This window comes from Brevundimonas subvibrioides ATCC 15264, assembly GCF_000144605.1.
GTDB classification, from domain to species: domain Bacteria; phylum Pseudomonadota; class Alphaproteobacteria; order Caulobacterales; family Caulobacteraceae; genus Brevundimonas; species Brevundimonas subvibrioides.
In genome coordinates this window covers 2,563,563-2,582,809 of record NC_014375.1, presented here as the reverse complement: position 1 = coordinate 2,582,809, position 19,247 = coordinate 2,563,563, and the positions used below count along the sequence as shown (strand labels likewise).

The following is a 19,247-nucleotide window of genomic DNA, read 5'->3' as shown; positions in this document are numbered from 1 at the left end:
GCCTTGGCCGCGGGTTCGGGCGAGATCTGGTTCTACCACCTGGAGCGATCCACGCTGGATCAGGTCCTGCCCGAACTGCTGGACAAGACACTGCAACGCGGCTGGCGCGCGCGTATCCGGGTCGCCGACCCGGATCGCCGCGCCGAGATCGACGACACGCTGTGGTCCTGGCGCGCCGACAGTTTCCTGGCGCATGGACAGGCCGACCAGCCCCATGCGGCGCGACAGCCCATCCTGCTGACAGCCGGAACCGAGAACCCCAACGCGTCTCAGGCGCTGTTCATTGTCGATGGGTCAGACATGACCGTCACCGAGGAGTTCGAGCGATGCTTCATCATTTTCGACGGCCGCGACGAGGCGGCTCTGCAGACGGCGCGGGACCGCTGGAAGGCGCTGAAGGGGCAGGGAGCCAATCTCGCCTACTGGAAGCAGTCGGACGAGGGGCGCTGGGAAAAGGCGGCCTGATCGGCGTGTTCCTGCTGGCCGCGTGCTCTTCCACCCCCGCCGTGGTGGCCGACGCCCCGGCGGTGGTCGAGCAGGCCGAGGCCAACCAACCCGTCGGCAGTCATATGCCGGACGGTGCCGAGGACCTCTGCAAGGCCGCCGACTTCCAGTATCTGGTCGGACGCTCCAGGACCGAGATTCCGGTTCCGGTCGAGGTCGTCAGCCGTCGCGTGGTCTGCACCACCTGCCCGGTCACGATGGACTTCTCGCCCCACCGGCTGAACATTTTCTATAACGAGCAGAGCGGCATCGTGGAGCAGGTCCGATGCGGATGATCGCCGGTCTGATCCTGGCGGGCTCGGTGCTGGCGGGGTGCGCGGCCACGCCGCCGGCATCCGCGCCCGAGGGTCCGAAACAGTGCGATGCCCAGGCGGCGCGCTCGCTGATCGGCAGCCATGTCGGCGCTGTCGATTTCGCGGCCGGGGCCAATGTGCGGATCGTCTGCACGACCTGCGCGACGACCCGCGACTACCGGCCCGACCGCCTCAATGTGCGGTTCGACGAAGCGACCGGCATCATCAAATCGGTCGACTGCGGATAAGATGATCCCCGCGCCGCATCCGCGGCGCGGGGACCCAGGCACCTACCAGCGCCAGGCGTCGTAGATGGCGTCGATGATGTAGCCGTCGTAGCTGTCGATCAGATAGATCGTCGTATCGACCAGAACCCACTGGGTTCCCGGCGGCGGATAGCCCAGCCCGTACGTCCGGTAGTCGTTCAGCTGGTAGCGCCAGAAGATCGACGGCAGGTATGCTCCGACGTAGTAGCGCTGGTTGTAGTAGCTCCGCGGGACCGAATAGTAGCCGTAGTTCGGGGCGTAGTAGAACCCGAACCTGACCCCGCTGAAATCACGGAACGAGCGGTCGTTCCGCCACCAGTCGCTGGACCGGCCGCGGTTCCAGTTGCGACGCCAGTCGTTCTGGTTCCAGCGGTTGTTGAAGCCGCCATAGTCCCGCCGGCCGTTCCGGTCGTTGTTCCAGTAGCGACCCCCGCCATTGCGGTCCCGGTTCCAGTCCTGGCCGCCGTTATTGCCGCTCCAGCCGCCGTTGCGATCGCGGTCGCGGTTCCGGTCGCGATCCCTGTTCCAGTCCTGACCGGGGTTGCCGCCGCCGGTCCAGCGTCCGTCGTTGCCGCGATCCCGGCCCGGTCCGCCCCGATCGCGATCACCGCGATCCTGACCGCCCCAGGTCTGGCCGCCGCCATTCCATCCGCCTTGGCCACGGTCACCGCCCCGGCCACGGTCGTCGCGATCCCGGCCGCCGCGCCCGCCGTTGTCCTGCGGCGGCGTCGGTGTGGTCACGACAGGCGGAGTCCCCGGGTTCCATCCGCCGCCGCCGCTGTTGCCGCCGCGTCCACCGCGATCGCCGCCTCCGCGATCACCGCCGCCCCGGTCCCCACCACCCCGGTCGCCGCCGCCGCGATCACCACCACCGCGGTCACCGCCACCGCGCCGCTCCTGAGGGGGTTCCGGGGGCGAAGGCGGGGCCATTTCCATCTCGGGGCGTTCGGCGCGCGCGTTGGCCGAAAGGGTATCCTGCTCGTCCTGGGCATGGGCCATCGCGGGCAGGGCCAGCGCGGCGAGGGCGGCAAAGGCAGTCAGGGTCGATTTCATCTCATGGTTTCCCGCACGCCGATCCCGGCGGCTCGTCCTCACGGTCGCGCTTTCTCGATGAACGCTGTCTGAACGGTCCGGGCGCTTGCGGCCGGACGCGCCGAGACCCAGATCAGCACGACGCGCGGCGCATCGCCTGCGACCCACGGAGAGCCTGAATGACCGATCCGATCCAGCTGTGGTACTGGCCGACGCCCAACGGCTGGAAGGTCTCCATCGCGCTGGAGGAGATGGGCCTGCCCTATGAGGTCAAGGCCGTTAACATCGGCACGGGCGAGCAGTTCACGCCCGAATTCCAGGCCATCAGCCCCAATGGCCGGATGCCCGCCATCGTCGACCCGGACGGTCCGGACGGCAGGCCGCTGTCGATCTTCGAGAGCGGGGCGATCCTGCAGTATCTGGGCAACAAGTCGGGGCAGTTCTATCCGACCGACATCCGGGCGCGCGCCGAGGTGGACCAGTGGCTGTTCTGGCAGGTCGGCGGCCTGGGGCCGATGGCGGGCCAGACCCATCACTTCCGGCAGTACGCGCCGGCGATCATCAAGGACCAGCGCCAGATCGCCTATGGCGTGCGCCGCTACACCGACGAGACGCATCGTCTGTACGGCGTGATGGACCGTCGTCTGGCCGACCGGGATTACCTGGCGGGCGACTATTCGATCGCCGACATGGCCGCCTGGCCCTGGATCCTGCCCGAGCATCAGGGCCAGAACATCGACGAGTTTCCCAACCTGAAGGCCTGGCTGGCCCGCGTCGGGGCGCGACCGGCGGTGGTCAAGGGGCGCGCGGTGGGCGACGCACTCCGCAGCAATCTGGCCGCGTCCGGCAAGGCGGCCGAGGCGGCGAGAAAGGTGCTGTTCGGGCAGCGGGGAAGGTAGAGTCTGAATCAGGGATTTACAGTGTATTTCGCAGGTCTGAACGACCTTCGCAGTATTCATTTCCCCTTTACAGAAAAGACTTTGCGGTCCCCGGCGCTGTTAACTTTAACTTCAAACCGGGGGTATTTGATCGGGTATCGAAGGGCGGGTCCAGAACGGACGTCCGCCATCGCAAAGGATACGCTGATGAACGCGCAAGAAAACGCGCCGGACCTGCACAGCACGGATCTCGGCGTCGAAGTCGAGGCCCCGATGCTGCCCCTGCCCACCGCCGACATGGACGGCGACGCCCTGTTCCGTCTGGGCATGATGTACTCGGCCGGATCGGGCGGCTGCCCGATGGACCGGGTCTCGGCCCACATGATCTTCAACCTGGCGGCCATGAAGGGCTCGATCGAAGCCCGGGTCTATCGCCGCGAGATGTCCGAAGAGATGGAACGCGACGAGATCGCCGAGGCCCAGCGCGCCGCCCGCCGCTACATCGACGCCGGCGTGGTCAGCCTGGCGGCATAAGCCGCAAGGGCGCTACCGCTCGGCTCGCGGAGCCTCGCTGCTTGAGCGCGGGCGGAGGTGACTCAATGGCATTGGGGCTCAAATAGCGAGCGAAGGCCCGTCGAACCGCGCTCAAGCAGCGAGCGACCGCGTCGCTCGCGTTAGCGCCCTAAAACTGCTGATACTGACCGTTGATCGAGTAGTTGAACCCGATCGGCAGGGCGGCCCGGACCTGGGTGAAGAAGTTGGCCAGTTCGCCCAGCGTCGAGCGGGGCACGAACAGGATGTCGCCGCGCCGCAGCGCCACGACCTCGCCGCGACGGGGTCTCAGATCCACGACCCGCATCATCCGGATGCCGCCGGGGCCGCGCCGGATCAGCGCCACCTGCTGGGGCTTGGCGCCCGGCAGGAAGTCGCCCGCCTGGACGATCGCCTGATAGGCGTCCATGTCGCCGTTCATGTCATAGACGCCGGGGGTGCGGACCTCTCCGGCCACCCAGACCTTCATCGGCCCCGCGGTCTTCAGCGTCACCTCGACGACCGGGCGCACCAGCTGCGAGGCGTAGGCGCTGGAGAGGTCGTATTCCAGTTCCGACAGCGTCCGGTCCGCCGCCATGGCCTGACCGATCAGGGGCAGGGCGATCCGGCCGTCGGGCCCGACCCGGATCGTGCGGGTCAGCTCGGTGGCCGTCGGCGTGGCCACCTCGATCTCGTCGCCGGGATAGAGCAGGTATTCCGGCTCCTCGTCGGTCCAGTCGGCGAAGGCGATGTCGGAAAAGCCGGACGTCTGCACGCGGTTCGGCCCCGGTCCGTCCGGACCGCTGGCGCATGCCCCGGTCGACGAGGCCATCAGCGCCGCGCCCAGGGTCCACAGAATCTGTCGCCGATGAAGCATGAAACGGAGCCTCGCCGATCATGGGTAACCAGTGGTTAACGCCGACGGTTGAAGGATCAATCTCGTTTACGATTCCACGGATTCGCCTGCTCACATGCGTTCGACGGCCAGCACGACGACCTATGTCTCGGCTCGCCCCCGCTACGGGGTGTTCGACGTCATCGGTCTGCTGTTTCGCGAACTGGTTCTGATGATCGTGATCTTCCTGGTGGTGTTCGCCCTGGGGGCCGCCGCCGTCCTCACGCTGAAGAAGACCTACACGGCCGGGGCCAGCCTGTTCGTCGGGGCGGGCCAGGAATACGTCTATCAGCCGCGCGTCGGGCTGGGCGACCGGCAGTCCACGCCGCCAGCGCCCGGTGAGGTGGCCCAGGCCGAGGCCAACATCATCGGCAGCCGCGAGGTCAAGCTGCGCGCCGTCCGCGCCCTGGGGCTGGAGTTTTTCCAGAAGCCCGGCAAGGTCGGGACCGACCCGGTCGCGAAGCAGGAAGGCGATGCGATCAAGGCCATCAACGACGGCCTGACCATCTCGACCACGCCGCAGAGCTCGATCATCGGCCTGGGATTCGAGAGCGACGACGCCGACAAGTCGGCCCGCATCCTGAACGCCATCCTCGACCAGTATCTGATCTATCGCCGTGAGGTCTTCCAGGACCGCTCCACTCCCGCCATTCAGTCGCAGCGCCGCGTGTTCGAGGACGAACTGGCCGACGTCGACACGACCTACGAGAATTTCCTGACCTCCAACGACATCGGCGACTTCGCCGCGTCCAAGATCGCCCTGGCGGCCGTCTATCAGTCGACCCTGACGGAGAAGCTGTCGGTCGAGAACCAGCTGAACCAGGCCGCGCGTCGGCTGCAGACCTTGCAGGCGCAGCAGGCCAGCACGCCTGCGGAGGTCACCCTGCAACAGGACCTGAACGTCTCGGCCCAGGACCAGATCCTGCAGCTGCGCACCGAACGCGAGCAGCTGCTGGCCCGCTACCAGCCCGACAGCCAGCCGGTGATGGACATCGAAGCGCGGATCGCGGGGCTTCAGGCCTATGTCGCCTCGGGAACCACCGTCGGGGCCAAGGAGGTCCGTCTGGGGCCGAACCCGGTCTGGACCGAGCTGGAGACGACGCGCATCACCACCCAGGCCGAGCGCGACTCGCTGTCGGCGCGTCTGGCCTCGGTGAACCGCCAGCTGGCGGAGATCCTGGACCGCCAGGCGCGGATGACCCGGCTTGAATCCGAGAACGCCACGCTCGCCTCCAACCGCGACGTCCTGACCGCCAACATCCGCGACTTCCAGCAGCGCGAGGCCCAGAGCCGCGCCGACGCCGGTCTGGTCCGCGCCGGGGCCGACAACGTCCGCATCATCGAGCGTGCCGCCGCCCCCACGCGGGGAACCAGCCTGAAGCTGCCGCTGCTGGCGCTGGTCGTCCTGTTCGCCGGGTTCACGGCCCTGTGCGTCGGTCTGCTGCGCGTGTTCACGCGCCGGGGCCTGTCGACGCCGGCCATCGTGGGCCGGACGCTGGATATGCCGGTCCTGGCCGTGGCACCGATGAAGGCGGTCTGACGGGGGCATGATAGCCTTCCCCCCGACAGTCAGCGCGTAACCGATTCGATGGTCGATCTCACAAGCGAAATGGCGGGCCTCTGGGCCGCGCTGGGATCGGCCCCCGCCCATCGCGGACGGGTCATCCAGTTCGTCTGCGCCAACACCGGGGAGGGGGCCTCCACCGTGGCCCGCGAGTTCGCCCGGCTGGCGGCCGTGCGGGCGCGCAAACCCGTCTGGCTGATCGACGCCGACCTGCACCAGCCTGGCCAGCAGGAGGCGGTCGGCGGCGACTGGGAGCGGTTCGGGCGTCTGGGCGCGGCGACGGCGTCGTCACCCGACGGCTCGGCCTTCTTTGCCGTCAGCCCCCCGGTGATCGGCAGCGACCGCAAGCCCGTCGCTCCGGCGCGCCTGATGACCGCGCGCCCCTGTCTGGGCGGCCGTCTGTGGGTCACCCGGTTCCGGGCCGAGGTGCTGCGCTCGGGCCAGCGCGCCGAGCCGGTCCATGATCCCCGCTACTGGGACGCGATGCGGAAGCACGCCGACACGGTCATCATCGACGCGCCGGCCGCGGACCGCAGCGACCTGTCGATCACCCTGGCCCCGTTCGTCGATGCGACCGTTCTGGTCGTGGCCAGCGACGTGTCGGGCGCGGCCGAGCCCGTGATCCTGCGGGACGAGATCGAATCCGTCGGCGGCCGCATCGCTGGCGTGGTCGTCAACCGGTCCACCTATCGCCCGCCCGCCTTTCTGAAGCGGCTCACGGGCTGATCCCGCGCTGCGTCCGTTTCTGACGCAGGCCTGTGCTATCTTGACCGACACTGCCCATCCGGCTTTCGCGGGGGGTGGGCAGCGTGCAAACGGGTTGCACGGGTGCAATCGGCCCGGTCAGCCCACCACAGGGTTTGAGCGGCATTTGCACCTTTTGCACCCGGTTTTTTAGAGTGCAATTCGGGGCCTCAGACCCCCAGCGCCTCGCGACCCATGCGCTTCAGCAGGTCGCCGCCCTGACCGATGGCCGCCAGTCGGCTCGACGCGTGGCCCAGGACGTTGGCGGCGTAGATTTCGTACAGGGCGATCTTGCCTTCCAGCCACGCCGGGTCGCCGTCGCCTGCGGTCAGCCTGGCCTTGGCCGCCAGCGCTCCCCTGGCCAGCATCCAGCCGCCGATGACGTCGCCCATCAGCTTCAGATAGGCGTCGGCGGCGGCCAGGACGTCGGCGGCTCCGGCCGGATCGGCCTTCCGGTCGAGGATCCACAGGGTGGCGTCTTCCACCGCCGCGATCGCCGTCTTGAAGCGTTCGATCGGCTTGCCGGAATACAGGCCGCCCAGGTCCGTCAGCGTGGCCTTCATCTCGGCGATGACGGCCTTGGCCGAGGCCCCGCCATCCTGCGACAGCTTGCGGCCCACGAGGTCCATGGCCTGGATCCCGTTGGTGCCTTCGTAGATCGGGGCGATCCGGGCGTCGCGGTAGAACTGGGCCGCGCCGGTCTCCTCGACGAACCCCATGCCGCCGTGGATCTGGACCCCCTGCGAGGCGATCTCGACGCCGGCGTCCGTCGACCAGGCCTTGGCGATGGGCGTCAGCAGGTCCTCGCGACCCTTCCAGTGGGCGCGCATTTCGGGCGTCGCCGCATGACGGGCCATGTCGGCGGCCACTCCGGTCGACAGGCAGATGGCCCGCGCGGCCTCGATCTTGGCCTTCATGACCGACAGGGTCCGGCGGACATCGGGATGGTCGAAGATCGGCGCGCCGGCCTCGCCGGTCCAGACCGAGCGCCCCTGACGCCGGTCCAGCGCATAGGCGAGGGCGTGCTGGTACGCCCGGTCGGCGATGCCGACCCCCTCCATGCCGACGCCGACCCGGGCGGCGTTCATCATCGTGAACATGTGGGCCAGGCCCTCGTTCGGCCGGCCGACCAGCTCGGCGGTCGCGCCCTCGTACTGCATCACGCAGGTCGGGGAGGCGTGGATGCCCAGCTTGTGCTCGATGCCGACGGGCCGGAAGGCGTTGCGGTCGCCCAGGGTGCCGTCGGCCTTCACCAGAAACTTGTTGGCCAGGAACAGGCTGATGCCCTTGGGCCCGGCGGGGGCATCGGGCAGGCGGGCCAGAACCATGTGGACGATGTTGTCCGTCGCGTCGTGGTCGCCCCAGGTGATGTAGATCTTCTGGCCCGTCAGGCTGTAGGTACCGTCGCCGTTGGGCGTGGCGGTGGACGTCAGGGCCCCGAGGTCCGACCCGGCCTGGGGCTCGGTCAGGCACATGGCGCCCGTCCATTCGCCCGAGACCATGCGCGGCAGATAGGCGGTCTTCTGGTGCTCGGTCCCGTGGGCCTCCAGCGCCTCGATCGCCGCCAGCGACAGCATGGGGCACAGGCCGAAGGCCATGTTGGCGGCATGGACCGTCTCGAAGGCCGCCAGTTCCAGCGCCTTGGGCAGGGCCTGCCCGCCGGCCGAGGCCGGGGCCGCCAGACCGGTCCAGCCGCCGGCTGCGAACTGGCTATAGGCGTCGGCGAACCCGGGCGCGGCCGTGACCGCCCCGTTGGCATAGGTCGCCCCGGCCAGATCGCCCGGCCGGTTGAGGGGGGCCAGGACCTCTTCGGAGAACTGTCCCGCGGCTTCCAGCACGGCGTTCAGCACGTCGCCGTCATAGTCGGGGAAGGCCCCGGTGGCGGCCAGGTCGTCGATGCCGGCGACGGCGGTCAGGCTGAAGGCCAGGTCGCGGACGGGGGCGCGATAGGTCATGGGACGTTCCTCGAAGACAGTCGAAGCCGTGGGCCGCTCCGTTCCCCTTCTTCATGCGACCATGCCGTGACGTCAGGCAAGGGACCGCTTGGAGTCTGGCTTCAGGTGCGCCAAGCTATGCTTCACGACTCCACCGGGGGACACCGCATGGCCGAGCCACGCAATCGCTATTCGATCGTTTCGCTGATCTTCCACTGGGGCCTGGCCCTGCTGATCCTGACCCAGGTCCTGCTGATCACCGCGCACGAGGCCACCGAGGGCCCGCAGTCGCGCGAATTCGTCGTCCTGCACAAGGAGATCGGGCTGACGATCCTGGTCCTGACCGTGGCACGGATCATCTGGCGTCTGATGAACCCGGCCATCCCGATGCCGCCCGGAACGCCGCAATGGCAGAAGATCGCGGCGCGCACGACGCACGTCCTGTTCTATGTCCTGCTGATCGGCCTGCCCCTCGGCGGCTGGGCGGCGTCCAGCGCAGCCGGGCGCGACATCTCCTATTTCGGCCTGTTCAACTGGCCCCTGCTGCCCCTGCCGCAGAGCCGCGAGCTGGCGGGCACCTTCATGGACATGCATGAGCTGGGGGTGAAGTTCCTCTATGTGCTGCTGGCCCTGCACGTCCTGGCGGCGCTGAAGCACCACTTCGTCGACCGCGACAATGTGCTGCACCGGATGGTGCCGTTCATCCCGCGCCGCCCCTGAGGCCATCATGGTTCGCCGCCGCTTCCTGTCCGGTCTGATCCTGATCGCGGCGGCGGTCTCGGCCCTCGATGCCCCGCCGGTCCTGGCCCAGGTCAGCCGGTGGGTCGCGGTTCCGGCCCAGTCCAGCATAACGATGCGGGTGGCCAGTCCTCTGGGCCACCGCACCGGGCGTTTCGAGCGCTGGAACGCCGACGTCCGATTCGATCCCGAAGCGCCGGAGGCGGCGCGGGTCGCCGTCACGGTCGAGGCCGCCTCGCTGCGCATGGACAATGCCGCCCTGACCCGCCCGGCCATCGGGCCCGCCCTGCTGGACACCGAACGCTTCCCCGACATCCGCTTTCGGCTGACGTCCCTGCGACGGCTGGACGGCGAGCGGTTCACGGCCCAGGCCGATGTGACCATGAAGGGCGTGACCCGCCCGGTCAGCTTCCCCGTGACCTTGCGCAGCGATGGCCGGACGGCGCAGATGACCGGCGGCTTCTCGCTGGACCGGGCCGCTTACGGAATTGGAACGCAGGGATCGTGGAACAGGCTGATCGGCCGACAGGTGCGGGTGGACGTCTCGCTGGCGACCCGATCCGCCTGAGCGAAGGGCTGGACGCCGCTGTCGCCGCGCTGCGGGCCGGCGATCTGGTCATCCTGCCGACCGAGACCGTCTATGGGCTGGCGGCAGACGCCGGCAGGGCGGAGGCCGTGGCCCGCATCTTCGAGGCCAAGGGCCGGCCCCGGTTCAATCCCCTGATCGCCCATGTCGCCGATACCGGCGCCGCCGAGGCCATCGCCGTTTTCGACGATGCCGCCCGCGCCCTGGCCGCCGCCTTCTGGCCCGGTCCTCTGACGATCGTCGCCCCGGTCCGGCCGGGCGACCGGGTCTGCGACCTCGCCCGGGCGGGGCTGGACAGCGTGGCGGTGCGGGTGCCGGGCCACCCGGTCGCGCGGGCGCTGCTTCAGGCCTTCGGCGGCCCCGTCGTCGCCCCCTCGGCCAACCGCTCCGGCCGCCCCAGTCCGACGACCTTCGCCGACGCGATGGAGGAGACCGGCTCGTCCGCCGCCGCCGCCCTGGACGGCGGGCCGTGCGATGTCGGGGTCGAAAGCACGGTGGTCTCGGTGCTGGACGGCCGCGTTACCTTGCTGCGGCCCGGGGCCGTGACCCGCGATCAGATCGAGGCCCTGGTCGGCCCCCTGGCCGAAAGCGACCATGGCCACCGCTCCCCCGGCCGCCTGACCCTCCACTACGCCCCCGACGCCCCCGTGCGCATCGACGCGGAGACGGCGGGGGAGGGGGAGATCCTGCTGGGCTTCGGCCCCGGCTCCGGCGACCCCCGCTGGAACCTCAGCCCGTCGGGCGACCCGCGGGAAGCCGCGGCGAAGCTGTTCCGTCTGCTGCGCGAGGCGGACCGGGAGCACCCCGTAGGAATCGCCGTCGCCCCCGTGCCGATGGCGGGGCTGGGCGAGGCGATCAACGACCGGCTCAGGCGGGCGGCGGGGTTTGTGGGGTAGGCGTGGATTGGGTTTCGCCGGTGGGGCCACCCGAAGACCGCATCAAGCGATTCCGGTCCTGTCAGGCTGCCGTTCATTCGAAGCCCGGCACGAGGTGGGACGGCCATCCGATGCGGACGAGCAGACCATCCGGCCCGCACACGCCGACTTCATAAAGTCCCCACTCGCGGTGTCGGAGGACGCCGCCCGGGCGAATGATCAGGTCGTCGACGCGCGCGGCGATCGCATCGACGTCCGGCGTTCGAATGAAGACACCGAAGGGGTTGTGGGCTTCCGGAACGGCCCAGGGCCCGGTGCCGGCCTGGGTCAGATGAACCTCACATCCCCAGCCGGTCATGATGAGGTAGTTCTCGTCGCCACCGGTGCGGGTGAAGCCCAGCCGCTCCCAAAACGGAACCGCCGCCGCCAGGTCGTTGCTCGGAACGATGGCGAATACGCCGGTGGTTTCAGGGATGGGCATGCATCGTCTCCGGCTGCATAGACCGGGATGGCCGGCCGAGGCTCCAGCGTGCCCGCGCGCTCTGACGCTTGCAACGGAGCGAAGCCGGACAGTTCGACCTGAAAGTCCGCCTACCCGAACCGCGCCTGCAGATCGACGCTGGACCGCACCCCGACGTCCCCGAAACAGCTCTCCAGCCATTCCTCGGCCGCCGCGCGACCGCGCGTCTTCAGGTCGTTGAGGAAGGTCCATTCGGTGTTGAACTTGGACCCCAGCGACAGGTCGCCCAGCCAGCTGTCGGCCTCGATGGCGTGCATCAGGATGTTGCGATAGCGGTCCTGGGCCGAGGGCGTCAGGCGGCCCTGTTCGATCAGGTCCTGGACGAAGGCGACGGCGCGCAGTTCGGCGACCAGGGGGGCGTTGAACACGACCTCGTTCAGCCGGTCCATGATGTCGCCGGGGGCCTTGGGCGTATCGGCGCGCTCGAAGGCGTTCAGGGTGATCAGCAGGACGTCGTCGGGCGTGTCCTCGTAGAACAGGGGCCACAGCGGCGGATTGGCCAGATAGCCGCCGTCCCAATAGGGCTCGCCGTCGATCTCGACCGCCTGGAACAGCTGGGGCAAGCAGGCGGAGGCCAGCAGCACCTGGTCGGTGATCTCGCTGTTGGTGAAGACCCGCGACCGGGCGTGGCGCACAGCAGTGGCGGCGACGTGCAGCTTGACGTCGGAGCCCTGGATCGCCTCGAAATCGATGGCGGCCCCCAGGACCCGCTTCAGCGGATGGTGGTTCAGCGGATTGAACTCATAGGGCGACATCGACATCGCCAGGGTCTCGGAGGCCCGCCACAAGGTGGTGTCCTTCAGCCAGGCCGGGGTCAGGGCGTTGGACCAGATCGAGGTGTCGCCGAAGACGTTCTTGCCGCCCGACTGGTTGGTCTCGCGCCACAGCTTGTCCAGCGTCGCCCGCGCCCCGTCCGCCCCGCCGGTCGCCAGTCCCGACACCAGGGCTGCGCCGTTCATGGCCCCAGCCGAGGAGGCGGTCACCGCCCGGATGTCGAGCCGCCCGTCCTCCAGCAGCCGGTCCAGCACGCCCCACTGGAACGCGCCGTGGGCTCCGCCGCCCTGCAGGGCCAGGCAGATGGGGCGCGGTGCCGCGGGATCGACGTCGGCGGCGGCCGCCTCGGGGGCGGGCGTCGGCGGCATCTTGCGTTTGAACAGCGCCATTCGCCCCCCGGTCGTGCTTGCCTTATTGCGCGGTCCAGCCGCCGTCGATCGAGAAGGCCGCCCCGTTGGCCGAGGCCCCCAGGTCGGAGATCAGGTACAGGAACAGGCCGGACAGCTGGTCGGTGGTGACGAACTGCTTGGTCGGCTGGGCCTCCAGGATCACGTCGGTGATGACCTTTTCCTTTGAGATGCCGCGCGCGCGCGCCTGATCGGCGATCTGGGACTGGACCAGCGGGGTCTCGACATAGCCCGGGCAGATGGCGTTGCAGGTGATGTTGTCGCGCGCGACTTCCAGAGCCACCGTCTTGGTGAAGCCGACGACGCCGTGCTTGGCGGCGACATAGGCGGACTTGAACGGGCTGGCGACCAGACCGTGCGCCGAGGCGATGTTGACGATCCGCCCGCGGCCTTGCGCCTTCATGATCGGGATGGCGGCGCGGGTGGCATAGAAGGTCGAGGACAGGTTGATGGCGATGATCTGTTCCCACTTGTCGGACGGGAATTTCTCGACCGCCTCCACATGCTGGATGCCGGCGTTGTTCACCAGGATGTCGACCCGGCCCAGCTGGTGCTTGGCGAAGGCGACCATGTCGGCCACCTCGTCGCCCTTCAGCATGTCGGCGGCGTGATAGCGGACCCGCACGCCGCAGCTGGCTTCCAGCTCAGCCCGCGTACGCTCGATCTCGGACGGATCCCCCAGGCCGTTCAGCACCACATCGCCGCCGCGCGACGCCACGGCCCGCGCCAGGGCCAGTCCGATGCCCGAGGTCGAGCCCGAAATGACCGCGACCTGACCCTTCAGGTCGTTGGGATCGCGATAGACGGGACGTTCGGTCGCTTCGTCATCCTTCTTGCCGGGCCACTGGAACATGCGTGTCGTCCACTCTGGTTTCTTGGTGTCGCCGAAAGCCTGGCGTCGGTTTCTGGTTCCGTCAGCCTAGCCGCTCGCGGCCGCGAAGGCGACAGGCCGGAGAAGATTTCATGAGCGGGTGAATATCCAGTCGCTGTCGGTCGAAGCCGTCTTGTCGAAGACGTAGCCGTCGCGGTCGAAGGCTTTCAGGTCGCCGGCCTTTTCGATCCGCTCGTCGATGGCGAACCGCGCCATGGTCCCGCGCGCCTTCTTGGCGAAGAACGAGATGATTCGACTTTCGCCGTCCCTGTTCTCGCGGAACTGGGGCGTGACGACTGGCAGTTTCAGCGCCTTGGCGTCGACCGCGCCGAAATATTCCTGGCTGGCGAGGTTCACCAGCGTTGGATCAGACTGCGCGTCCGCGTCGGCATTCAGCTGCTTCGAGATCCGGTCGCCCCAGAAGTCGTAGAGGCTGGACCCGCGCCGCGTCTTGAGCCGGGTGCCCATCTCCAGCCGATAGGGCTGAATGCGGTCCAGCGGACGCAGCAGGCCGTACAGGCCCGACAGGATGCGCAGATGATCCTGGGCGAAGGCCAGTGCCTTGTCGTCCAGCGTCCGCGCCTCAAGACCCTGATAGACGTCGCCGGCGAAGGCGAAGGCGGCCTGGATGCCGACATCGGTCGCGGCCGGATCGAAGGCCTGGAACCGCTCGCGGTTCAGCTGGGCCAGGTCATCGGAGATGCTCATCAGCCGACGCAGGTCCGCCCTGGTCTGGCGTTTGGCGGTGCGGGCCAGGCTGGCCAGGTCGTCGGTGAACCGCGGCTGGGTCGCCGGGACCGTCGTTTGGGGTTCGGAAAAGTCCAGCCGCTTGGCCGGAGACAGCACGATCAGCAAGGGCAGGGGCTCCGTTCGTCAGGCGCGGTGTCTAGGCGCGTTTGGTGACGGAATGAAGGGTACCGATCGCCTCAGAACAAGACGGCCGGGTTCATGATCCTCTGCGGATCGATGGCCGTCCGGATCGCCTGCATGGTGGCGATCTCCAGCGGCGACTTGTAGCGCCGCGCTTCCTCGGTCTTCAGCCGTCCGAGCCCGTGCTCGGCGCTGATCGAACCCTCGTAGCGGGCGACGATGTCGTGCACGACCTCCGAGCCGGCCTCCCAACGGCCCAGGAAGGCCTTCAGGTCGGCGCCCGGCGGGCACAGCACGTCGTAGTGCATATTGCCGTCGCCGACGTGGCCGAAGGCGCTGACCCGCGCGCCCGGCTCGAACCGTTCGACGGCGGCGGTGGCCTCGTCAAGGAAGTCGGCGATGCGGCTGACGGGGACCGACACGTCATGCTTCCAGCCGCCCCCCTCGGGCTTCTGGGCCGCCGACTGTTCCTCTCGCAGCTTCCAGAAGTCGCGGGCCTGGGTCTCGTTCTGGGCGATTGCCGCGTCGGTGATCAGGTCAGCCTCGAAGGCGGCGGACAGGATGCGCTCCATACCGGCCTCGGCCGCGCCCGGTTCGCCCGAGGTCAGCTCGATCAGGGCGTACCAGGGCTGGACGCTGTCCAGCGGCTCGCGGACGCCGGGGATGTGTTTCAGCGCGAAGTCGACACCGACCCGCTTCATCAGCTCGAACGCCTCGACCCCGCCGCCGGTCTCGGACTTGGCGCGGGCCAGCAGCTGGATGGCGGCATGGGGATCGGCCAGGCCCACCACGGCCGTGGCGCGGCTGCGCATGATGGGGAACAGCTTCAGCGTCGCCGCCGTGATCACGCCCAGCGTGCCTTCAGCCCCGATCAGCAGCTGTTTCAGGTCGTAGCCGGTGTTGTCCTTTCTCAGCCGCTTCAGCCCGTTGAACACCTGACCGTCCGGCATGACAGCCTCGAGGCCCAGCACCAGGTCGCGCATGACCCCGTAGCGGATCACGGCCGTGCCGCCCGCGTTGGTCGAGATGACCCCGCCGATCGTCGCCGTGCCCTCGGCCGCCAGGCTGAGCGGAAAGAACCGGTCCGCCCGGGCTGCCAGCTGTTGCGCCTCCAGAAGGGTCACGCCCGCCTCGACCGTCATGGCGTCGTCCAGAGGGGTGACGTCGCGCACCGTGCGCAGCCGGCGGGTCGACAGCAGGACCTCGCCGTAGGGAATCTGACCGCCGACCAGACCCGTGTCCCCGCCCTGGGGCACGATGGCGACGCTGTAGCGCGCGCAGATCTCGACGGCCCGGGCCACCTCGGCGGTCGTGGCCGGCTTCAGCATCAGCGGCGTGTGGCCGTTCCACCGGTTGCGCCACTCCGTCAGCCAGGGCGCGATTTCGGCCGCATCCTCGGTCCAGCCGGACGGGCCGAGGGCGGACTTCAGGGCGATGACGGCATCAGCGGGGGGAGGGGGGCTCGCGCTCATAAGGGACTTGTCTCAAAGCGGAGCCGCATACGCCACCCCAAACCGGGCCGGATCGCTATGATGGGGGAATGACCAACCCCCGTCCCACCGCTCCCGTTCCCGCTGTCGGCGTCGTCTGCGTGCAGGGAGACCGCGTCCTCATGATCCGGCGGGGGACCCCACCGCGCATCGGCCAGTGGAGCCTGCCTGGCGGGCGGATCGAGCCGGGCGAAAAGGCCGTCGAGGCCGCCCTGCGTGAACTGCGTGAGGAGACAGGCGTGTCGGCGCAGATCCTGGGCCTGATCGATGTCGTCGACGGCATCTTCGCCGACGAGGGCCGGCACTATGTGCTGATCGACTACGTGGCCCGCTGGATCGCCGGGGAACCGGTGGCCGGCGACGACGCGGTCGAGGCCGTCTTCATGCCCGTCGAGGAGGCGCTGGCGTTTGTGTCCTGGGACGAGACCCGCCGGATCATCACGGCGGGTGTCGGGATGGCCACCACGCCCTGAGGTCGCCGTCAGGTGTCGTCACTTACGTTTGCCCGCTCGGAAAGCGACACACGCTGCAGCGGACCCGGAGTGACTTCTCCGGATTCGTCTGCCACACAGCTAAGAGATCGGCGTTTTGCCGACTCGGGGGAGATATCGAATGAAGAAGACCTTGCTCGCCGCAGCATCGACCGCGGCTCTCGTGATCGGCATGAGCGCTTTCGGCACTGCCGCCATGGCGCAAGCTACGATGACCGTGACCAACACCGGCGAAGTTCCGATCGTTGAACTCGCGATTTCTGGCACGTCGGTCGAAGATTTCGGCGACAACCTGCTCGACGAAGAAATCGCGCCGGGCGATGCCGTCGAAGTCACCTTCGATGTGGGCGACGACTGCGTGCAGGACGTGATGGCCACCTACGAGGATGGCGACACCGAAGAAGTCTATGACGTCGACCTGTGCGAAGGCGGCGGCTTCGAGGTCGAGGACGACGACGTCGACGAGGAAGATCCCTCGGAAGACGAAGAAGAAGATGAAGACGACGCCGAGGACGAGGAAGAGGACGAAGAAGAAGAAGACGAGGAAGAAGACGAGGAAGAGGAAGACGACGCCGAGGACGAGGAAGAGGAGGAAGAAGAAGAAGAAGAATAGTCTCCTTCTCAATCGAGCGCTTGCGGCGGTCCCTTCGGGGGCCGCCGTTTTCGTTTGGGGGTGACCGGTTTCGATGGAACCGGGGCCGGTGCAGGGCTAACGTGGTGCGATACGGAGGAAACGGATGAGCTATTTCGCACTCGCCCTGGTGGCCCTGGCCATCGTGCTGCTGTTCAGCGTCGTCAAGATCGTGCCCCAGGGGCGCGAGATGACGGTCGAGCGGTTCGGCAAATACACCAAGACCCTGAAGCCCGGCATCAGCATCCTGACGCCGTTCGTCGAGCGGATCGGGCGGCGGATGAACATGATGGAGCAGGTCCTGGACGTGCCCCAGCAGGAGGTCATCACCAAGGACAACGCCATGGTGAAGGTCGACGCCATCGTCTTCATCCAGGTGATGGACGCCGCCAGCGCGGCCTATCGGGTCGAGAACCTGCCCTACGCGATCACCCAGCTCTGCATGACCAACCTGCGGACCGTGGTCGGCTCGATGGAGCTGGACGAGGTCCTGTTCCAGCGCGATTCGATCAACACCCGCCTGCTGACCGTCATCGATGCGGCGACCGAGCCTTGGGGCGTCAAGGTCAACCGGATCGAGATCAAGGACCTGACGCCGCCGGTCGACATCACCAACGCCATGGCCCGTCAGATGAAGGCCGAACGCGAGAAGCGCGCCATCATCACCGAGGCCGAGGGCGAGAAACAGGCCGCCATCGCCCGCGCCGAGGGGGCCAAGCAGTCGGCCATACTGCAATCGGAAGGCCGCAAGGAAGCGGCGTTCCGCGACGCCGAGGCCCGCGAACGCGCGGCCGAGGCCGAGGCCAAGGCGACCGCCATGGTCAGCCAGGCCATCGCGGCCGGCGACGTCAACGCGATCAACTATTTCGTCGCCCAGAAATACGTCGAGGCCTTCGCCGAACTGGCCCGCAACCCGACCGCCAAGACGGTGATCGTGCCCGCCGAGATGGGCAGCCTGGTCGGGACCATCGCCGGGATCGGCGAACTGGTCGGCCTGGCGCGCGACCAGCAGCAGGTGTCCCGCGCCGCCCCGCCGCCCCCTCCGGCCCGCCCCCGCGCCGGAACCGTGCCGCCCACCGCCTGAACAGGAGCGCCAGCATGACCGCCATCGCCGACATCTACGCCGCCCAGCCGTTCTGGATCTGGCTGGCCCTGGGCGTCCTGCTTCTGGCCGTCGAGGCGGCGTTTTCGACCGAATGGCTGTTGTGGCCGGCGGTGTCGGCCGGGATTGTCGCGGTCCTGACCGCGCTGGGGCTTCGGCTGGGCCTGCCGATCGAGGTGGGGATCTTCGCCGCCCTGACGCTGCTGTCGACCCTGCTGTCGCGCGCCCTGATCCAGCGGGTGAACCCGTCCGAGAGCCCGGACATCAACGACCGCGACGGGCGGCTGGTCGGCCAGCGCGCCAGGGTGGTCGAGGCGTTCGTGGGCGGGCGGGGGCGGGTGTTCGTGTCCGGGGCCGAATGGCCGGCCGAGATCGAGGGCACGGCACCCGACGTCGGGGCCGACGTCATCGTCCAGTCCAGCCTGGGGTCCGGCCTGAAGGTGCGCGCCGCCTAGGCTTTCGCTTTCGCCGCGCGCATCTCCTCGATGCCGCGGTTGGCCAGCTGATCGGCGCGCTCGTTCAGGGCGTGGCCGGCGTGGCCCTTGACCCAGTGCCATTTCACCTCGTGGCGCGTGCGGGCGACGTCGAGGCGTTTCCACAGGTCGTCGTTCTTGACCGGCTTCTTGTCCGCGGTCTTCCAGCCCCGCGCCTTCCAGCCGTGGATCCAGCCGGTGATGCCGTCCATCACGTATTTGCTGTCGGTGTGCAGGTCGATCTTGCACGGCCGGGTCAGGGCCTCCAGCGCCATGATGGCGGCGGTGAGCTCCATGCGGTTGTTGGTCGTCAGCGGCTCGCCGCCCGACATTTCCTTGGCCTTTTCGCCGAACTGGATGATGGCGCCCCAGCCGCCGGGGCCGGGGTTGCCCTTGCAGGCGCCGTCTGTGTGGATGATCACGTGACTCATTTGCGCGCACTTACAGGTTCGCTTGGCGCGTCGCCATCCGTTGGACTATATGCACCGTATGTTTGACGCGGGCCGCTTCGGGTCCGTTCGAGGAGAGTTCGTCTTGGGCAGCTTCAGCATCTGGCACTGGGCCATCGTTATCGTCGTCGTCGCCCTGCTGTTCGGCGGCAAGGGCAAGATTTCGGGCCTGATGGGTGACGCCGCCAAGGGCATCAAGGCTTTCAAGGAAGGCCTGAAGGACGAAGACAAGAAGGACGGACCGCACGAGGGCGTGTCCAGCCTGCCGCGCACCGACGCGGAAAAGGAAGAGCTGAAGCGCTAGTCGCGGACCGGATGAGAGCCTGAAG

24 protein-coding genes are annotated in these 19,247 nt (G+C 68.3%); 15 read left to right on the top strand and 9 right to left on the bottom strand.

From position 1 onward, the window contains the following. The first annotated feature begins 3 nt into the window (after positions 1 to 3). From BRESU_RS12835 to BRESU_RS12825, 3 genes are read left to right on the top strand one after another with little or no spacing between them, the layout of a single operon-like run. Complete coding sequence (locus tag BRESU_RS12835) at positions 4 to 465, top strand: DNA polymerase III subunit chi (protein WP_013269986.1); 462 nt, start codon at positions 4 to 6, stop codon at positions 463 to 465. Positions 466 to 470: 5 nt separating this feature from the next. After that, positions 471 to 779, top strand: coding sequence for an I78 family peptidase inhibitor (locus BRESU_RS17660; RefSeq protein ID WP_013269985.1), 309 nt, complete (start codon positions 471 to 473; stop codon positions 777 to 779). After that, on the top strand, positions 770 to 1,045 hold the full coding sequence (locus BRESU_RS12825; RefSeq protein WP_013269984.1) for an I78 family peptidase inhibitor: 276 nt from the start codon (positions 770 to 772) through the stop codon (positions 1,043 to 1,045). Before BRESU_RS17660 ends, BRESU_RS12825 begins: the two co-directional genes overlap by 10 nt. A 42-nt stretch (positions 1,046 to 1,087) precedes the next feature. Here the strand turns inward: BRESU_RS12825 and BRESU_RS17655 are convergent, their stop codons facing one another. Next, entirely contained in the window at positions 1,088 to 2,116 is a 1,029-nt protein-coding gene (locus BRESU_RS17655) for an RcnB family protein (protein WP_013269983.1), read from the bottom strand. Positions 2,117 to 2,274: 158 nt separating this feature from the next. Here BRESU_RS17655 and BRESU_RS12815 point away from each other — a divergent pair, with 158 nt between their 5' ends. After that, positions 2,275 to 2,994, top strand: coding sequence for a glutathione S-transferase family protein (locus tag BRESU_RS12815; RefSeq protein WP_013269982.1), 720 nt, complete (start codon positions 2,275 to 2,277; stop codon positions 2,992 to 2,994). A gap of 186 nt (positions 2,995 to 3,180) precedes the next feature. Continuing rightward, on the top strand, positions 3,181 to 3,507 hold the full coding sequence (locus tag BRESU_RS12810) for a hypothetical protein (protein WP_013269981.1): 327 nt from the start codon (positions 3,181 to 3,183) through the stop codon (positions 3,505 to 3,507). Positions 3,508 to 3,655: 148 nt separating this feature from the next. Here the strand turns inward: BRESU_RS12810 and BRESU_RS12805 are convergent, their stop codons facing one another. Next, entirely contained in the window at positions 3,656 to 4,381 is a 726-nt protein-coding gene (locus tag BRESU_RS12805) for a polysaccharide biosynthesis/export family protein (RefSeq protein ID WP_013269980.1), read from the bottom strand. A 94-nt stretch (positions 4,382 to 4,475) separates the two neighbouring features. Here BRESU_RS12805 and BRESU_RS12800 point away from each other — a divergent pair, with 94 nt between their 5' ends. Together BRESU_RS12800 and BRESU_RS12795 are read left to right on the top strand one after the other, a co-directional pair. Continuing rightward, a complete protein-coding gene (locus BRESU_RS12800) occupies positions 4,476 to 5,939 on the top strand; it encodes a GumC family protein (RefSeq protein ID WP_013269979.1) in 1,464 nt (487 codons plus the stop codon). Between the two features lie 48 nt (positions 5,940 to 5,987). Beyond that, positions 5,988 to 6,689: a P-loop NTPase family protein gene (locus BRESU_RS12795; protein WP_013269978.1), complete on the top strand. Its 702-nt coding sequence runs from the start codon at positions 5,988 to 5,990 to the stop codon at positions 6,687 to 6,689. Between the two features lie 188 nt (positions 6,690 to 6,877). On the opposite strand, the gene BRESU_RS12790 is transcribed toward BRESU_RS12795, so the two are convergent. After that, positions 6,878 to 8,662: an acyl-CoA dehydrogenase gene (locus BRESU_RS12790; RefSeq protein ID WP_013269977.1), complete on the bottom strand. Its 1,785-nt coding sequence runs from the start codon at positions 8,660 to 8,662 to the stop codon at positions 6,878 to 6,880. 147 nt (positions 8,663 to 8,809) lie between these two features. Here BRESU_RS12790 and BRESU_RS12785 point away from each other — a divergent pair, with 147 nt between their 5' ends. From BRESU_RS12785 to BRESU_RS12775, 3 genes are read left to right on the top strand one after another with little or no spacing between them, the layout of a single operon-like run. Then, a complete protein-coding gene (locus tag BRESU_RS12785; protein WP_013269976.1) occupies positions 8,810 to 9,361 on the top strand; it encodes a cytochrome b in 552 nt (183 codons plus the stop codon). 7 nt (positions 9,362 to 9,368) lie between these two features. Further along, positions 9,369 to 9,947 carry a YceI family protein gene (locus BRESU_RS12780; RefSeq protein ID WP_013269975.1) on the top strand — a complete coding sequence of 193 codons (579 nt, stop codon included), beginning with the start codon at positions 9,369 to 9,371 and terminating at the stop codon, positions 9,945 to 9,947. Then, positions 9,938 to 10,861, top strand: a complete 924-nt coding sequence (locus BRESU_RS12775) for an L-threonylcarbamoyladenylate synthase (RefSeq protein WP_050762574.1) — start codon at positions 9,938 to 9,940, stop codon at positions 10,859 to 10,861. The genes BRESU_RS12780 and BRESU_RS12775 overlap by 10 nt, the downstream gene beginning before the upstream one ends. A 73-nt stretch (positions 10,862 to 10,934) precedes the next feature. Here the strand turns inward: BRESU_RS12775 and BRESU_RS12770 are convergent, their stop codons facing one another. The 5 genes from BRESU_RS12770 to BRESU_RS12750 all read right to left on the bottom strand — a co-directional run bounded on the left by BRESU_RS12770 (position 10,935) and on the right by BRESU_RS12750 (position 15,754). Beyond that, positions 10,935 to 11,321 carry a VOC family protein gene (locus BRESU_RS12770; RefSeq protein WP_013269973.1) on the bottom strand — a complete coding sequence of 129 codons (387 nt, stop codon included), beginning with the start codon at positions 11,319 to 11,321 and terminating at the stop codon, positions 10,935 to 10,937. A 110-nt stretch (positions 11,322 to 11,431) separates the two neighbouring features. Continuing rightward, positions 11,432 to 12,502 carry a patatin-like phospholipase family protein gene (locus BRESU_RS12765; protein WP_050762573.1) on the bottom strand — a complete coding sequence of 357 codons (1,071 nt, stop codon included), beginning with the start codon at positions 12,500 to 12,502 and terminating at the stop codon, positions 11,432 to 11,434. 43 nt (positions 12,503 to 12,545) lie between these two features. Then, the gene (locus tag BRESU_RS12760; protein WP_013269971.1) at positions 12,546 to 13,394 is read right to left on the bottom strand and encodes a 3-hydroxybutyrate dehydrogenase; all 849 of its coding nucleotides are present in this window, start codon (positions 13,392 to 13,394) and stop codon (positions 12,546 to 12,548) included. Positions 13,395 to 13,502: 108 nt separating this feature from the next. Further along, entirely contained in the window at positions 13,503 to 14,267 is a 765-nt protein-coding gene (gene yaaA / locus BRESU_RS12755; RefSeq protein ID WP_013269970.1) for a peroxide stress protein YaaA, read from the bottom strand. 71 nt (positions 14,268 to 14,338) lie between these two features. Next, on the bottom strand, positions 14,339 to 15,754 hold the full coding sequence (locus BRESU_RS12750; protein WP_013269969.1) for an FAD-binding oxidoreductase: 1,416 nt from the start codon (positions 15,752 to 15,754) through the stop codon (positions 14,339 to 14,341). Positions 15,755 to 15,822: 68 nt separating this feature from the next. Here BRESU_RS12750 and BRESU_RS12745 point away from each other — a divergent pair, with 68 nt between their 5' ends. The 4 genes from BRESU_RS12745 to BRESU_RS12730 all read left to right on the top strand — a co-directional run bounded on the left by BRESU_RS12745 (position 15,823) and on the right by BRESU_RS12730 (position 18,451). After that, a complete protein-coding gene (locus BRESU_RS12745; RefSeq protein WP_013269968.1) occupies positions 15,823 to 16,245 on the top strand; it encodes an NUDIX hydrolase in 423 nt (140 codons plus the stop codon). A gap of 139 nt (positions 16,246 to 16,384) precedes the next feature. After that, on the top strand, positions 16,385 to 16,876 hold the full coding sequence (locus BRESU_RS16955) for a hypothetical protein (protein WP_013269967.1): 492 nt from the start codon (positions 16,385 to 16,387) through the stop codon (positions 16,874 to 16,876). A 124-nt stretch (positions 16,877 to 17,000) separates the two neighbouring features. After that, positions 17,001 to 17,978 carry an SPFH domain-containing protein gene (locus tag BRESU_RS12735; protein ID WP_013269966.1) on the top strand — a complete coding sequence of 326 codons (978 nt, stop codon included), beginning with the start codon at positions 17,001 to 17,003 and terminating at the stop codon, positions 17,976 to 17,978. A gap of 14 nt (positions 17,979 to 17,992) precedes the next feature. Next, a complete protein-coding gene (locus BRESU_RS12730) occupies positions 17,993 to 18,451 on the top strand; it encodes an NfeD family protein (RefSeq protein ID WP_013269965.1) in 459 nt (152 codons plus the stop codon). Here BRESU_RS12730 and rnhA read toward each other — a convergent pair. Continuing rightward, entirely contained in the window at positions 18,448 to 18,900 is a 453-nt protein-coding gene (gene rnhA / locus BRESU_RS12725; RefSeq protein ID WP_013269964.1) for a ribonuclease HI, read from the bottom strand. The genes BRESU_RS12730 and rnhA overlap by 4 nt on opposite strands. A 103-nt stretch (positions 18,901 to 19,003) precedes the next feature. On the opposite strand from rnhA, the gene BRESU_RS12720 reads away from it, so the two are divergent. Then, positions 19,004 to 19,222, top strand: a complete 219-nt coding sequence (locus BRESU_RS12720) for a twin-arginine translocase TatA/TatE family subunit (protein ID WP_013269963.1) — start codon at positions 19,004 to 19,006, stop codon at positions 19,220 to 19,222. Positions 19,223 to 19,247 lie beyond the last annotated feature (25 nt).

Excerpts from the sequence above, each read along its gene's own strand:
- BRESU_RS12825 (WP_013269984.1), top strand. The coding sequence starts at position 770 with ATGCGGATGATCGCCGGTCTGATCCTGGCGGGCTCGGTGCTGGCGGGG.
- BRESU_RS17655 (WP_013269983.1), bottom strand. The coding sequence starts at position 2,116 with ATGAAATCGACCCTGACTGCCTTTGCCGCCCTCGCCGCGCTGGCCCTG.
- BRESU_RS12815 (WP_013269982.1), top strand. The coding sequence starts at position 2,275 with ATGACCGATCCGATCCAGCTGTGGTACTGGCCGACGCCCAACGGCTGG.
- BRESU_RS12810 (WP_013269981.1), top strand. The coding sequence starts at position 3,181 with ATGAACGCGCAAGAAAACGCGCCGGACCTGCACAGCACGGATCTCGGC.
- BRESU_RS12805 (WP_013269980.1), bottom strand. The coding sequence starts at position 4,381 with ATGCTTCATCGGCGACAGATTCTGTGGACCCTGGGCGCGGCGCTGATG.
- BRESU_RS12800 (WP_013269979.1), top strand. The coding sequence starts at position 4,476 with ATGCGTTCGACGGCCAGCACGACGACCTATGTCTCGGCTCGCCCCCGC.
- BRESU_RS12795 (WP_013269978.1), top strand. The coding sequence starts at position 5,988 with ATGGTCGATCTCACAAGCGAAATGGCGGGCCTCTGGGCCGCGCTGGGA.
- BRESU_RS12790 (WP_013269977.1), bottom strand. The coding sequence starts at position 8,662 with ATGACCTATCGCGCCCCCGTCCGCGACCTGGCCTTCAGCCTGACCGCC.
- BRESU_RS12785 (WP_013269976.1), top strand. The coding sequence starts at position 8,810 with ATGGCCGAGCCACGCAATCGCTATTCGATCGTTTCGCTGATCTTCCAC.
- BRESU_RS12780 (WP_013269975.1), top strand. The coding sequence starts at position 9,369 with ATGGTTCGCCGCCGCTTCCTGTCCGGTCTGATCCTGATCGCGGCGGCG.
- BRESU_RS12770 (WP_013269973.1), bottom strand. The coding sequence starts at position 11,321 with ATGCCCATCCCTGAAACCACCGGCGTATTCGCCATCGTTCCGAGCAAC.
- BRESU_RS12765 (WP_050762573.1), bottom strand. The coding sequence starts at position 12,502 with ATGCCGCCGACGCCCGCCCCCGAGGCGGCCGCCGCCGACGTCGATCCC.
- BRESU_RS12760 (WP_013269971.1), bottom strand. The coding sequence starts at position 13,394 with ATGTTCCAGTGGCCCGGCAAGAAGGATGACGAAGCGACCGAACGTCCC.
- BRESU_RS12750 (WP_013269969.1), bottom strand. The coding sequence starts at position 15,754 with ATGAGCGCGAGCCCCCCTCCCCCCGCTGATGCCGTCATCGCCCTGAAG.
- BRESU_RS12745 (WP_013269968.1), top strand. The coding sequence starts at position 15,823 with ATGACCAACCCCCGTCCCACCGCTCCCGTTCCCGCTGTCGGCGTCGTC.
- BRESU_RS16955 (WP_013269967.1), top strand. The coding sequence starts at position 16,385 with ATGAAGAAGACCTTGCTCGCCGCAGCATCGACCGCGGCTCTCGTGATC.
- BRESU_RS12735 (WP_013269966.1), top strand. The coding sequence starts at position 17,001 with ATGAGCTATTTCGCACTCGCCCTGGTGGCCCTGGCCATCGTGCTGCTG.
- BRESU_RS12730 (WP_013269965.1), top strand. The coding sequence starts at position 17,993 with ATGACCGCCATCGCCGACATCTACGCCGCCCAGCCGTTCTGGATCTGG.
- rnhA (WP_013269964.1), bottom strand. The coding sequence starts at position 18,900 with ATGAGTCACGTGATCATCCACACAGACGGCGCCTGCAAGGGCAACCCC.